The organism is Rhizobium sp. BK399, from assembly GCF_014194695.1.
Taxonomy (GTDB): domain Bacteria; phylum Pseudomonadota; class Alphaproteobacteria; order Rhizobiales; family Rhizobiaceae; genus Rhizobium.
Window position 1 is genome coordinate 55543 of record NZ_JACIAH010000013.1, and the last position, 13353, is coordinate 68895.

At 58.5% G+C, this 13353-nt stretch carries 13 protein-coding genes; 12 read left to right on the forward strand and 1 reads right to left on the reverse strand.

Annotation, left to right across the window (positions count from 1 at the left end; all coding sequences use genetic code 11):
* Positions 1–334: 334 nt before the first annotated feature.
* A complete protein-coding gene (galE, locus tag FHT97_RS22860; protein ID WP_016556808.1) occupies positions 335–1318 on the forward strand; it encodes a UDP-glucose 4-epimerase GalE in 984 nt (327 codons plus the stop codon).
* A gap of 149 nt (positions 1319–1467) precedes the next feature.
* Here the strand turns inward: galE and FHT97_RS22865 are convergent, their stop codons facing one another.
* Entirely contained in the window at positions 1468–1980 is a 513-nt protein-coding gene (locus FHT97_RS22865; protein ID WP_183864365.1) for a DUF1993 domain-containing protein, read from the reverse strand.
* Between the two features lie 316 nt (positions 1981–2296).
* Here FHT97_RS22865 and FHT97_RS22870 point away from each other — a divergent pair, with 316 nt between their 5' ends.
* The 11 genes from FHT97_RS22870 to FHT97_RS22920 all read left to right on the forward strand — a co-directional run bounded on the left by FHT97_RS22870 (position 2297) and on the right by FHT97_RS22920 (position 13041).
* On the forward strand, positions 2297–3226 hold the full coding sequence (locus tag FHT97_RS22870; protein WP_183754957.1) for a sugar ABC transporter substrate-binding protein: 930 nt from the start codon (positions 2297–2299) through the stop codon (positions 3224–3226).
* A gap of 69 nt (positions 3227–3295) precedes the next feature.
* Positions 3296–4837, forward strand: a complete 1542-nt coding sequence (locus FHT97_RS22875) for a sugar ABC transporter ATP-binding protein (RefSeq protein WP_183864366.1) — start codon at positions 3296–3298, stop codon at positions 4835–4837.
* A 33-nt stretch (positions 4838–4870) separates the two neighbouring features.
* The gene (locus FHT97_RS22880) at positions 4871–5896 is read left to right on the forward strand and encodes an ABC transporter permease (RefSeq protein WP_016556812.1); all 1026 of its coding nucleotides are present in this window, start codon (positions 4871–4873) and stop codon (positions 5894–5896) included.
* Between the two features lie 158 nt (positions 5897–6054).
* Entirely contained in the window at positions 6055–7113 is a 1059-nt protein-coding gene (locus tag FHT97_RS22885; RefSeq protein WP_183864367.1) for a dipeptidase, read from the forward strand.
* A 47-nt stretch (positions 7114–7160) separates the two neighbouring features.
* Complete coding sequence (locus tag FHT97_RS22890; protein ID WP_183864368.1) at positions 7161–8804, forward strand: ABC transporter substrate-binding protein; 1644 nt, start codon at positions 7161–7163, stop codon at positions 8802–8804.
* A 17-nt stretch (positions 8805–8821) separates the two neighbouring features.
* Positions 8822–9889, forward strand: a complete 1068-nt coding sequence (locus tag FHT97_RS22895; RefSeq protein ID WP_183754949.1) for an ABC transporter permease — start codon at positions 8822–8824, stop codon at positions 9887–9889.
* Positions 9886–10821, forward strand: coding sequence for an ABC transporter permease (locus tag FHT97_RS22900; protein WP_183754948.1), 936 nt, complete (start codon positions 9886–9888; stop codon positions 10819–10821). Before FHT97_RS22895 ends, FHT97_RS22900 begins: the two co-directional genes overlap by 4 nt.
* A complete protein-coding gene (locus FHT97_RS22905; RefSeq protein WP_183864369.1) occupies positions 10818–11651 on the forward strand; it encodes an ABC transporter ATP-binding protein in 834 nt (277 codons plus the stop codon). Before FHT97_RS22900 ends, FHT97_RS22905 begins: the two co-directional genes overlap by 4 nt.
* Positions 11648–12397 carry an ABC transporter ATP-binding protein gene (locus FHT97_RS22910; protein WP_183864370.1) on the forward strand — a complete coding sequence of 250 codons (750 nt, stop codon included), beginning with the start codon at positions 11648–11650 and terminating at the stop codon, positions 12395–12397. Before FHT97_RS22905 ends, FHT97_RS22910 begins: the two co-directional genes overlap by 4 nt.
* Before the next feature lie 160 nt (positions 12398–12557).
* Positions 12558–12752, forward strand: a complete 195-nt coding sequence (locus FHT97_RS22915) for a hypothetical protein (protein ID WP_183754942.1) — start codon at positions 12558–12560, stop codon at positions 12750–12752.
* 124 nt (positions 12753–12876) lie between these two features.
* Complete coding sequence (locus tag FHT97_RS22920; RefSeq protein WP_016556820.1) at positions 12877–13041, forward strand: hypothetical protein; 165 nt, start codon at positions 12877–12879, stop codon at positions 13039–13041.
* Positions 13042–13353 lie beyond the last annotated feature (312 nt).

The following is a 13353-nucleotide window of genomic DNA, read 5'->3' on the forward strand; positions in this document are numbered from 1 at the left end:
TTCCGATGCATCAACAGCCCCCCCGAGAGAGACAATGTTTCGCAGAAGAAAGGAACATAAGTCAATTCTATTTAAGCTGGAGCGGCATATGTCTTTAGAGATGCATCAGGTTGCTTAAGCATCTGAAGTTTTGATGCAGAGAACTATTGAGAAATCCGCGCCGCCACTAAGCCGGCGGACAGTCAATCCGGCCGAAAAGCTTCGATCAATCAATTTGCTAATGCCATCGCTGACAAAATGATGCCCTCGCCGCTCGCCGGTCGTTTCTTTCTTTTTCTTGCCATCGACCTGTCCTAAGTCTCCTCTCCATCGAAACGAGAATTAAAGGTGGTGCATGGCAGGTGAAACGGTTCTGGTCGTGGGCGGCGCTGGGTATATTGGCTCGCACACGTGTCTCGATCTTGCGAACAAGGGCTTCAAACCGGTCGTTTTCGACAATTTCTCCAACGGTCATCGCGAATTTGTGAAATGGGGACCCGCAGAGGAAGGGGACATCCGGGATCGAGCCCGTCTCGACGAGGTCCTTGCCAAGCACAAACCAGCAGCCATCCTGCACTTTGCCGCCCTTATCGAGGTCGGTGAATCGGTCAAGGATCCGGTAGCCTTTTACGAAAACAACGTCATCGGCACATTGACCCTTTTGGCAGCCGCCCAGGCTGCTGGCGTGAAAGCGTTCGTGTTCTCGTCAACCTGCGCAACCTATGGCCTGCCGCAGAGTGTACCGCTGGACGAGACGCATCGCCAGGTGCCGATCAATCCCTACGGCCGCACGAAATACATCGTCGAGCAGGCGCTTGCCGACTATGACAAGTACACGGGCTTTCGATCGGTCGTGCTTCGCTACTTCAATGCAGCCGGCGCCGATTTCGAGGGTCGGATCGGCGAGTGGCACCAGCCTGAAACCCACGCCATACCGCTGGCGATCGACGCCGCACTGGGTCGCCGTGAAGGCTTCAAGGTCTTCGGCACCGATTACGAGACGCGTGACGGCACCTGCGTCCGCGACTACATCCACGTCCTCGATCTCGCCGACGCCCACGTTCGTGCCGTGGAACATCTGCTTCGGGGCGGGGAGTCGGTTGCCCTCAATCTCGGCACCGGCACGGGAACGACTGTTAAGGAGCTTCTTGGCACAATCGAGCGCGTCTCGGAGCGGCCGTTTCCGGTGGAATATGTCGGTCGTCGTGAAGGCGACTCGCACACGCTCGTTGCCAACAATGACAAGGCGCGGGAAATTCTCGGCTGGGCGCCGCAGTACGATCTATCTCAGATCATTCGGTCGGCGTGGAACTGGCACGCGAAATCAAATCAGCACTGAAATGCATCCATGATCGGTCGAAGACGTTACGTCAATCACCGCGCTCAGTCGGCGCGATGATTGACGTGCGTGGCCGCTCCTGATGCACGGCAACGCTGAAGGCAAGGCCTAGTCGGCACGAAACGAGTTAGGCGCGATGGCCCTCCGACCTATCCGCCGAGGCGTCCGAGGTAATCCATCTTGCCGACGGGTACGCCCTGGTTGCGCAGGATCGCGTGAGCCGTTGCAAGGTGGAAGAAGAAGTTCGGCAGTGCAAAGGTCAACACGTATTCGTCGCCGCGGAACGTGAGCTTATTGCCCCCTGGCGACAGAGTGACTTCCCGCGTTTCCGTCCCCTCGAGCGTGGCCGGCGCGACGGTAGCGAGATAGGCTTCCGTCTTGGCAACACGCTCACGCAACTCGGCGATCGTCGCCTCGTTGTCCTCAAATTTGGGCGCATCGCTGCCGGTCAGCCGCGCGATCGCCAGTTTGGCGCTATCGGTCGCGCGCTGATACTGACCCGAGAACGGCAACATGTCCGAAGTCAACCGCGCGGCAACGAGATCCGCGCCATCGATCCCTCTTTCTTTCGCGAAGTTCTCGGCTTTGTCGAGATAGGTCTTCAAGCTTTCAAGACCGTGCTGGAAGACGGGAACTGTCAATCGGTACATCGAAATAGGCATCGGTTTCTCCATGGTAGGCAGCGACCTGCTGCCGCTGGCGCATATAGTTCGCGCGGGAACGCTTTTCAGCGCCAGCCAAGGTGTCTTCGCGCGATTTTCGCGGTCGGTCCGGGACCCATCATTGAAATGGACTTGACGCCTTTATCAGAAAATGGAATGAATATTCCGTGATACACATTTTACGGTTCGTTTGTTCCGTTTCTTGACGGACTGCCAACGGGAGATGGCCCAACGAACATATACTGGCTTTCGGGCATGGCCCGGAGCTCCGGCGTGAGGAGGGTGCAGCCGGACACCGCTTTGTGGAGGAAAGAAAATGAAGAAATTTATCCTGGGCACTGCCATGGCGCTCGTCCTGTCGACGGCCGCTCACGCTGAAACGGTCGGCGTCTCTATGGCGCTCTTCGACGACAACTTCCTGACCGTTCTACGCAACGGCATGCAGGACTACGCCAAGACCATGAACGGCGTGACACTGCAGGTTGAAGACGCGCAGAACGACGTGGCCAAGCAGCAGAGCCAGATCCAGAACTTCATTGCGTCCAAGGTCGACGCGATCGTCGTCAACCCGGTTGATACCGACGCTACGGCGGCGATGTCGAAGATCGCAGCCGAAGCCGGCATTCCACTCGTCTACGTAAACCGCGAGCCGGTCAACGTTGACGCTCTTCCGGACAAGCAGGCTTTCGTTGCTTCGAATGAGCAGGAGTCCGGCACCCTCGAAGCCAAGGAAGTTTGCCGGCTGCTCGGTGGCAAGGGCAAGGCCGTTGTAATGATGGGTGAACTCTCCAACCAGGCTGCGCGCATGCGTACCAAGGACGTCCACGATGTCGTGGCGACCGATGAGTGCAAGGGCATCCAGATCATTGAAGAGCAGACGGCTAACTGGTCCCGTACCCAAGGTTCCGACCTTATGACCAACTGGCTTTCCAGCGGTCTCGAGTTCGATGCTGTCATCTCGAACAATGACGAAATGGCAATCGGCGCCATCCAGGCACTCAAGGCAGCCGGTAAGGATCTCAGCAAGATCGTCATCGGCGGTGTTGACGCCACCCAGGACGCACTCGCCGCCATGCAGGCAGGCGACCTCGACGTGACGGTCTTCCAGGATGCAGCAGGTCAGGGCAAGGGTGCGCTCGATGCAGCTCTGAAGCTGGCTAAGGGCGAAAAGGTGGAAAAGAAGGTCTATATTCCTTTCCAACTCGTCACGCCTGAGAACGTCAAGGACTTCGTCGCGAAGAACTAACGTTCAGAGAATCGGGATGCGGGCATGGTCCGCATCCCTTCCTTCAGTCCGTGTCCGGGAGGAAATGAGATGGTTGTCAGCCCGTCTACCATGGCCGCAGTGCGTCAAAGCGGCGTTGTTCCGAATGCGGAATACCTGCTGAGCGCCGAAGGCGTACGCAAGGAATTCCCCGGCGTCATCGCGCTTGATGACGTTCAGTTCCGGCTGAAGCGCGGTACCGTGCACGCCTTGATGGGCGAGAATGGCGCGGGCAAGTCGACCCTGATGAAAATCCTCGCTGGCATATACATCCCAGACAAGGGCGAAGTACGCCTCAAAGGCGTCGAGATTCAGCTGAAATCACCGCTCGATGCGCTGGAAAATGGCATCGCGATGATCCATCAGGAGCTGAACCTGATGCCCTTCATGACCGTTGCCGAGAACATCTGGATCCGGCGCGAGCCGAAGAACAAGTTCGGCTTTGTTGATCACGCAGCAATGTTCCGCCAGACGGACGAGCTGTTTCGACGGCTGAATATCGATATCGACCCGGAGATCCAGGTTCGCGATCTTTCGGTTGCCAACAGGCAGATGGTCGAAATTGCCAAGGCGGTTTCCTACAATTCCGACGTTCTGATTATGGACGAGCCGACATCGGCACTGACCGAGCGTGAGGTCGAGCATCTTTTCAGGATCATTCGCGACCTTCGCGCTCAAGGCATCGGCATCGTCTACATCACGCACAAGATGAACGAGCTGTTCGAGATTGCCGACGAGTTTTCGGTGTTCCGCGACGGGCGCTACATCGGCACCCATGCGTCGACAGACGTCACCCGCGACGACATCATCCGCATGATGGTCGGTCGCGAGATCACACAAATGTTCCCGAAGGAGGAGGTGCCGATCGGCGACGTCGTCCTTTCGGTCAAGAACCTCTCGCTGAACGATGTTTTCCGCGACGTCTCCTTTGACGTACGATCCGGCGAGATCCTCGGCGTTGCCGGACTTGTGGGATCCGGTCGATCGAATGTCGCCGAGACCTTGTTCGGCGTAACGCCGGCGACATCGGGCACCATCGAACTCTTCGGCAAGAAGACAGATATCGCATCGCCAACCGTCGCAATCCAGAACCGCATGGCGTTCCTGACCGAGGACCGCAAGGAAACGGGCTGTCTGCTGATCCTCAGCGTTCTCGAGAACATGCAGATCGCCGTTCTCCAGGACAAGTTCGTCAAGGGTGGCTTCGTGCAGGAGGGCTCGATCGAGGCAACCTGTGAAGACATGGCCAAGAAGCTTCGCGTCAAGACGCCAAACCTCGATGAGCGGGTGGAGAATCTGTCCGGTGGCAACCAGCAGAAGGTTCTGATCGGTCGCTGGCTGCTTACCAATCCGAAGATCCTCATTCTCGACGAGCCGACACGTGGCATCGATGTCGGCGCCAAGGCCGAGATCCATCGTCTTGTGTCGGAGATGGCGAGGAATGGAGTGGCAGTAATCATGATCTCGTCGGAAATGCCAGAAGTGCTCGGCATGAGCGACCGCATCATGGTGATGCATGAAGGACGCGTAACCGGTTTTCTCAATCGCGACGAAGCAACGCAGATCAAGGTGATGGAGCTTGCCGCGCAATGACGCGCGGGCTCCGGGAACCGAAGGGAGGATATCATGAATACCAACGCAGCTGAGGCGGCAGCCCCACTCGCAACGCGGGCGCGCAGACGACGCGTTCCGCCGGAGCTCAGTATTTTCCTCGTTCTGATTGGGATTGCGCTTGTCTACGAAGTTCTTGGCTGGATCTTTATCGGCCAGAGCTTCCTGTTCAATTCGCAGCGCCTGACGATCATGATCCTCCAGGTCTCCGTCATTGGCATCATCGCGGTGGGCGTGACGCAGGTCATCATCACCGGAGGCATCGACCTGTCGTCCGGCTCCGTCGTTGGCATGACGGCGATGATCGCGGCGAGCTTCGCGCAGGCGTCGACGTGGCCTCGGGCACTTTATCCGTCGTTGACCGACCTACCATTCTTCATTCCGATCGGCGTAGGTCTCCTGATTGGCCTGGCGGCCGGTTTCATCAACGGACAGCTGATCGCAAGAACCAAGATCCCACCGTTCATCGCGACGCTCGGCATGATGGTCTCTGCACGCGGCATTTCGAAGTGGTACACCAAAGGCCAGCCGGTTTCGGGGCTCACCGATCAATTCAATTTCATCGGCACCGGCATTTGGCCTGTGATCGTCTTCCTCGTCGTCGCGCTGATCTTCCATATCGCCCTGCGCTATACCCGCTACGGCAAATTCACCTATGCAATCGGCGCCAATCTTCAGGCAGCGCGCGTTTCCGGTATCAATATCGAGGCGCACCTCATCAAGGTTTACGCCATCGCTGGTCTCTTGGCAGGTCTTGCCGGCGTGGTCACCGCAGCCCGCGCTCAAACCGCGCAAGCAGGCATGGGTGTCATGTACGAATTGGACGCGATTGCTGCGACGGTCATCGGGGGCACGTCTCTGACAGGTGGCGTCGGTCGGATCACCGGCACGGTTATCGGCACGATCATCCTCGGCGTGATGACCTCAGGCTTTACCTTCCTCAGGGTTGATGCGTATTACCAGGAGATCGTCAAAGGGCTGATCATCGTGGCCGCTGTCGTGATCGACGTTTACCGGCAAAAGAAACGCGCGAAGCACTGACGAAAAGGACTCTGGAACGGGAGCCTCGGCTCCCGTTTTTCGTTTCCGCTAACCATTGCTACCGAACCGCAAAAATTCTGAAAAAAGGGGTAGCGTATTCCGCCAGCTTTTCTATTCTGCGCTCTTCATATCGCCCGCTCGGGCACACAGGAACGCAGATGCAATTCGTATTCGACGGCCATAACGACGTCCTTCTCCGGCTTTGGACACATGAACGGGATGGCGGCGATCCAATCGCTGAATTTTCAAACGGAACTGATCTAGGCCACATCGATGCTCCACGCGCCAAGGCTGGCGGTCTGGCCGGTGGCCTTTGTGCAATCTACGTTCCTTCCGGCGATCTCGTCTTCGCCGATCCCGACAAGAACGGTCATTACGTGACTCCCCTTGCCGCGCCGCTCGAGCCGCTTTCGTCGCTGAATATCGCGACGGAGATGGCCGCAATCGCGCTTCGCCTCGACCGCGCCGGCGCCTGGCGTCTTTGCCGCACGGTAAAGGACATCCGCAAAGCCATGGCCGACGGCGTCTTCGCCGCGGTGATGCACATGGAAGGCTGCGAGGCAATAGGCCCCGACCTGGCAGCGCTCGAAGTGTTCCATGCCGCCGGCCTGCGATCACTCGGCCCAGTATGGAGCCGCCACAATATCTTCGGCCACGGTGTGCCTTTCGCTTTCCCGATGTCGCCGGACACGGCCCCCGGCCTGACCGAAGCGGGCTTTGCCCTCGTGCGCGAATGCAACAGGCTTGGGATCATGATCGATCTGGCGCACATCACCGAGAAAGGCTTTTGGGATGTCGCAAAGACGACCGATCAGCCGCTCGTTGCTAGCCATTCGAACGCCCATGCACTGACACCGGTTGCCCGCAATCTCACCGACAAACAACTCGACGCCATCAGAGAAAGCCGCGGTCTCGTCGGCGTAAACTACGCGACTGCGATGCTGCGCAGCGACGGACGCTCCGACGGTGACACGCCACTGAGGGATATGGTGCGCCATATCGACTATCTGGTCGAGCGCGTCGGCATCGACTGCGTGGCGCTCGGTTCGGACTTTGACGGCGCGACAATTCCTGAAGAAATAGGGGATGCCGCAGGCAATCAGAAGCTCATTGCTGCCCTCCAGCGCGTTGGCTATGGTGCCCGAGATCTTGAAAAATTGGCCAGCGGGAACTGGCTGAGAATTCTGGCTTCGGCGTGGGGAGAACAGGACGCCTAAGCCTGCCGATTGCTTTGTGTTGAAATGGAAAACAGGGGAACAAAACCATGATAGTCAGCAAATTCAACCGCACCTTCCGCGCACTCTCTGCGGGGGCAGCGCTCTCGATCATGATGGCAGCCGCGCCGGTCGCCTTCGCAGAAACGCCGAAGGACACGCTGGTCGAAGGCTTCGCCATCGATGACATCATCACCATGGATCCGGGCGAAGCATTCGAGCTGTCGACGGCTGAGGTCACGAGCAACACCTACAGCCTGCTCGTCCGTCTCGATATGAGCGACACTTCGAAGGTAAAGGGTGACCTTGCTGAGAGCTGGACGGTTTCCGACGATGGCCTGACCTATACCTTCAAGCTGAAGCCCGGCATGAAATTCGCGTCCGGCAACCCGATCACGGCTGAAGACGTCGCGTGGTCGTTCGAACGGGCCGTCAAACTCGACAAGAGCCCGGCCTTCATCATCACCCAATTCGGCATCAACGGCGACAACGTCACCGAGAAGGCGAAGGCAACGGATGAAAGCACGTTCGTCTTCACCGTCGACAAGCCCTATGCGCCGAGCTTCGTGCTGAACTGCTTGACGGCAACTGTGGCATCCGTCGTCGACAAGAAGCTGGTCGTGGATCACGTCAAGTCCGTGACGCCGAGCGCCGACTACAAGTACGACAACGATTTCGGCAACGAGTGGCTGAAGACCGGCTATGCCGGCTCCGGCGCCTTCAAGCTCCGCGAATGGCGCGCCAATGAAGTCGTCGTGATGGAGCGCAACGACAACTATTACGGCGACAAGGCGAAACTCAACCGGGTTATCTATCGCTTCATGAAGGAAAGTTCGGCGCAGCGCCTGGCGCTCGAAGCCGGTGATATCGATATCGCGCGCAACCTAGAGCCCGGTGACCTCGATGCAGTCGTCAAGAATGCCGACCTGACGACTGTCAGCGCGCCGAAGGGCACTGTCTACTACGTCAGCCTCAATTCCAAGAACGAGAACCTGAAGAAGCCTGAGGTCCAGGAAGCCTTTAAGTATCTCGTCGACTACGATGCGATCGGCTCGACGCTCATCAAGGGCATCGGCGAAATCCACCAGACCTTCCTGCCGAAGGGCCAGCTCGGCGCGCTCGATGAAAACCCGTACAAGCTCGACGTCGCCAAGGCCAAGGAACTGCTTGCGAAGGCCGGCCTGAAGGACGGCTTCTCGGTAACGATGGACGTCCGCAATACGCAGCCGGTAACCGGTATTGCTGAATCCATGCAGCAGTCGCTCGCCCAGGCCGGCGTCAAGATGGAGATCATCCCCGGCGACGGCAAGCAGACCCTGACGAAGTTCCGCGCGCGCACCCACGACATGTACATCGGTCAGTGGGGTTCGGACTATTTCGACCCAAATTCGAACGCCGATACGTTCACCAGCAATCCGGACAACTCGGATGCCGGTACCGTCAAGACGCTCGCCTGGCGCAACACCTGGGAAGCGCCGGAACTCGACAAGGAAACGAAGGCCGCCCTGCTGGAACGTGATGGCGCCAAGCGCGCCGCCATGTACGAGGACGTTCAGAAGAAGTTTCTCGCAAACAGCCCGTTCGTGGTCATCTTCCAGCAGATCGAAGTCGCAGGCGCCCGCAAGAGCCTGAAGGACTTCAAGCTCGGCCCGAGCTTCGACACCAACTATGTCGGCCCGATCGGCAAGGAATGATCCGGCAGGATTGATCCGTGAGCATCGTTGAAACAAAGATGGAGGCACGGCCCAAACGGGGCCGTGCCGTTCCCATTGCCAAGGCGGTCGGGCGATTTCTTGTCGCCGCCGTCACGACTTATCTTGGCCTCCTGGCTGTAACCTTCTTCATCGGCCGCGTCGTACCGATCGATCCCGTCCTTGCCATCCTCGGTGATCGTGCGCCCACGCACGTCGTCGAGCGCGTTCGTCGCGAGCTTGGTTTCGACCTACCGCTCTACCAGCAGTTCTATATTTACCTGAAGAGCATCCTGTCGGGCGACTTCGGGACCTCCGTCCTGACCACCAATCCCGTCATGGTCGACATCAGGCGTGTGTTTCCCGCGACGATCGAGCTTGCGACGCTCGGGACCATTATCGGATCGGTCATCGGCGTGCCGCTTGGCGTGCTTGCTGCTGTTCGGCGCGGCAGCATTGCCGACCAGGTTGTCCGTGTGATTGGCCTGATCGGTTACTCCGTCCCGATCTTCTGGCTTGCGCTGATCTCGCTGGTGATTTTCTACGCCCAATTGCGATGGGTCGCCTTCCCGGGCCGCATCGACATCGTCTTCGAGTACAGTTTTACGCCCGTGACCGGCTTCTATCTAATCGACAGCGCCATGCAGGGGCAGTGGGACGTTTTCTATGACGTCTTCCGCCACATCATTCTGCCGGCCTCGCTGCTCGGATACTTCTCGCTTGCCTACATCAGCCGCATGACCCGCAGCTTCATGCTCAATGAACTCAGCCAGGAATATGTGGTTGCCGCGCGCGCCAAGGGGTTGTCCGAAACACGTGTGATCTGGGGCCATGCGTTGCGCAACGCCGCAGTGCCGCTCGTCACCGTCATCGCGCTCTCCTACGCCGGTCTGCTCGAGGGTTCGGTATTGACAGAGACAGTGTTCTCATGGCCGGGCATCGGACTCTACATCACCAATTCCCTTCAGAATGCCGACATGAACGCTGTTCTCGGTGGCACCATCGTCATCGGCACGGTTTTCATCGGCATCAATCTTCTGTCCGATCTTCTTTATCGGACACTCGACCCTAGGACGCGAAGCCGATGACGGTTCCCGCACATCAATCAGCGCCGATGAGCCGCCGCGAGTGGCTGCTTTCCGATCGGCCACAGTCGCGCAAACAGGCGCAATTGGGCCGAGCCTATGTGACATGGCGTCAGTTCACCGCAAACCGTCTGGCCGTCGTCGGATTGCTGATCATCATTGCCCTGCTGTTCGTGGCTGCCTTTGCAAACCTCCTAGCAACGCATTCGCCCATCGTTGGCGACCTGAAGAATGCGCGGCTGCTTCCGCCCGGCGCTGAGGGTTATTGGCTTGGTACCGACGACCAGGGCCGCGATATCTATTCACGCCTGATCTACGGCTCCCGCCTAACCCTGCTAGTCGTTGTTCTCGTCGCCGCCATCTCGGCGCCAATCGGTCTGATCGTCGGGACGGTGTCGGGTTATGCCGGCGGCTGGGTGGATGCGACGCTGATGCGCATAACCGATATCTTCCTGGCCTTCCCAAAGCTGGTTCTGGCGCTCGCCTTCGTTGCGGCACTCGGACCTGGGATCCAGAACGCCATCATCGCGATTGCGATCACCTCTTGGCCGCCCTACGCTCGGATTGCGCGCGCGGAGACGCTGACCGTCCGCCGCTCCGACTACATCTCCGCCGTCAAGCTGATGGGCGCATCGCCGCTGCGGATTGTGGTCCGGCATGTCATGCCGCTCTGCCTTTCCTCACTCATCGTGCGCGTCACGCTCGACATGGCTGGCATCATCTTGACGGCCGCTGGTCTCGGCTTCCTCGGCCTCGGCGCGCAGCCGCCGCTTCCTGAATGGGGCGCGATGATCGCCTCTGGCCGGCGCTTCATCCTCGACCAGTGGTGGGTGGCAGCCATGCCAGGTTTTGCGATCCTCATCGTCAGCCTCGGCTTCAACCTTCTCGGCGACGGCCTGCGCGACGCGCTCGACCCGAAGGAGAGCGGCCAATGACCGACCTCCTCACCGTTCAAAACCTCAAGGTTAGCTATCCCACGCGCACGGCCGTGATCGAAGCCGTTCGAGGCGTCTCGTTCACGCTTGGCAAGGAACGCCTCGGGATCGTCGGCGAATCCGGCTCAGGCAAGTCCCAGACGGGGCGCGCCATCATGGGTCTGACCCCAAAGCACGCCATTGTTTCGGCCGACAAGCTCGATTTCAATGGCATCGACCTTCTCAGCGCGTCCGCCAAACAGCGCCGGAAACTGCGCGGCAAACGTATCGCGATGGTCTTACAGGATCCGAAATATTCGCTCGATCCCGTCATGTCGATCGGCCGACAGATCTGCGAAACGCTGAGGACCCACGAAAACGTCGGCAAGGCGGAGGCGCGCGATCGCGCTCTCGCAATGCTCGAGGCCGTGCAGATCCGTGATCCAGGGCGGGTCTTCGACCTCTATCCGCACGAGGTCTCGGGCGGTATGGGTCAGCGCGCCATGATCGCCATGATGCTGATCGCCGATCCGGAGCTACTGATCGCCGACGAACCGACCTCCGCATTGGATGTCACGGTCCAGCTCGATGTTCTCAGGATCATGGACCGGCTCGTCTCGGAACGCGGCATGGGCCTGATCTTCGTATCCCACGACCTGCGCCTGGTCTCATCCTTCTGCGACCGCGTCATCGTCATGTATGCCGGCAAGGTCGTGGAGGAACTCAAGGCGTCCGAGCTCAAGAATGCGCGCCATCCCTACACGCAGGGCTTGTTGAACTGCATGCCCCAAATCGGCGAAAGCAGGCATCCGTTGCCGGTTCTGGATCGCAAGCCGGAGTGGGCCGCATGAGCGTTGCACTTTCAGTCGACAAGCTGAGCGTGATCTATGATCACTTCCACGCGCTGAGAGACGTCAGCGTCGATATCGAGTCCGGCGAGTCATTCGGTCTGGTCGGCGAGTCCGGATCGGGAAAATCGACGCTGCTTCGTGCCGTTGCCGGCCTGGCGCCGGTGGCAAGTGGCTCCATAAAGATCCATGGCGATCCTCTCGTCGGCGCCAAGCGATCCAAGACCTTTTACAGACAGGTGCAGATGGTCTTCCAGGATCCATACGGATCCCTGCACCCGCGCCAGACCATCGATCGCCTCCTGCTCGAGCCGCTGGCTATCCATGGCATCCGCGACAGCGACATGCGGATCGCCCGCGCTCTCGATGAGGTTGGACTTGGAAACGGTTTCCGCTTCCGTTACCCGCATCAGCTTTCCGGTGGCCAACGCCAACGCGTTGCGATTGCCCGGGCATTGATCGTCGAGCCGTCCATCCTCCTGCTTGATGAGCCGACCTCAGCCCTTGACGCTTCCGTGCAGGCCGAGGTTCTGAACCTCCTCGAACAGGTGCGGCGGGATCGCAAGCTGACCTTCGTTATGGTCAGCCATGATCTCGGCGTGGTTACCCATATGTGCGATCGCCTCGCTGTGATGCGCAATGGATCCGTCGTCGAACGATTAACATCCGCACAGCTGGCAGGGGCGGCCGTGTCCGAGGACTACACGCGAAATTTGATGGTGGCCAGCAAAGGTTTCGTCAAAGCGTGAAACGCAATCCTTTCAACGAATTGTTTTCGCTAGGGCTCGGCGAGCCTTAGCCTTAACGATCCGCTAAAACACGACCATTCAACTAGACTATTGACACCCGCCTTACTTCTGTCATGATCCCGTTAACGCCCGTTAATTTTCGTGATCATGGAGATCAAGCATGTTTTTTCTCGGCGGCATGACCATGGGATATCTGCACCCACCGGCCAAGACCGATAGAAAAGCTGCAGCTTCGACCTCGATTCCGGCGGAGAAAGACCGGCGGCTCCTCGAAAAACCGGAACCCAAAGGAAGCCCGCGCCAAGCGGTGGAAGATGACCGCTCCTTGCTCTGGGCCTGGCGGATTCTTGTCTAATTCCACCCAAAGGGGCGGATTTTTTAACACCCCCTAGCAGGACAGAATTTTATCTCTACCTATCAGATAGAGAAAATACGAAAACGCTCTAACAAAAAAGAACACGGAGAAACGGAGGCAACACATGGCAGACCTGGGTATCTCGCATGCTCATGTGAATCAGTATGGTTCCGTCCAAACCAAGAAGCCGGGCACGACCCGCAGCAAGATCCAACTTGCTATTAACGCAACGCTTGTCACGGCGGCATTTGTTTTCGTCGCAGCTCTCGTCTTTGGCGTCGTAGGCTAAGCCAGAGAATATATCGTAGTGGCACTTGAAGGCTGCCGCTGCGGAACTATCCGCTTAGCTGCTCATTCTCTCCGCACAGACATTGTGAAAAGGGAGAATGACGATGAAAGGCATTTTACTCTGGTTGATCGGCATTCCGATCCCGGTAATTATTCTGCTCTACCTCTTCCACGCATTCTAAAATTGCGATCGATTAGCGGTTATGGCAAGGCGCGTCACGGGCGCGCCTTTTCTTTTGGCTGGGGCGGTCTTGTAGCTTTGACGGAACCAATAGAGCGACCTCCCGTTAACTCCATCAGCTAAGACAAGGAG

Bases quoted from the DNA above. Each gene is read 5' to 3' on its own strand.
- galE (WP_016556808.1), top strand. From the start codon at position 335: ATGGCAGGTGAAACGGTTCTGGTCGTGGGCGGCGCTGGGTATATTGGC.
- FHT97_RS22865 (WP_183864365.1), bottom strand. From the start codon at position 1,980: ATGCCTATTTCGATGTACCGATTGACAGTTCCCGTCTTCCAGCACGGT.
- FHT97_RS22870 (WP_183754957.1), top strand. From the start codon at position 2,297: ATGAAGAAATTTATCCTGGGCACTGCCATGGCGCTCGTCCTGTCGACG.
- FHT97_RS22875 (WP_183864366.1), top strand. From the start codon at position 3,296: ATGGTTGTCAGCCCGTCTACCATGGCCGCAGTGCGTCAAAGCGGCGTT.
- FHT97_RS22880 (WP_016556812.1), top strand. From the start codon at position 4,871: ATGAATACCAACGCAGCTGAGGCGGCAGCCCCACTCGCAACGCGGGCG.
- FHT97_RS22885 (WP_183864367.1), top strand. From the start codon at position 6,055: ATGCAATTCGTATTCGACGGCCATAACGACGTCCTTCTCCGGCTTTGG.
- FHT97_RS22890 (WP_183864368.1), top strand. From the start codon at position 7,161: ATGATAGTCAGCAAATTCAACCGCACCTTCCGCGCACTCTCTGCGGGG.
- FHT97_RS22900 (WP_183754948.1), top strand. From the start codon at position 9,886: ATGACGGTTCCCGCACATCAATCAGCGCCGATGAGCCGCCGCGAGTGG.
- FHT97_RS22905 (WP_183864369.1), top strand. From the start codon at position 10,818: ATGACCGACCTCCTCACCGTTCAAAACCTCAAGGTTAGCTATCCCACG.
- FHT97_RS22910 (WP_183864370.1), top strand. From the start codon at position 11,648: ATGAGCGTTGCACTTTCAGTCGACAAGCTGAGCGTGATCTATGATCAC.
- FHT97_RS22915 (WP_183754942.1), top strand. From the start codon at position 12,558: ATGTTTTTTCTCGGCGGCATGACCATGGGATATCTGCACCCACCGGCC.
- FHT97_RS22920 (WP_016556820.1), top strand. From the start codon at position 12,877: ATGGCAGACCTGGGTATCTCGCATGCTCATGTGAATCAGTATGGTTCC.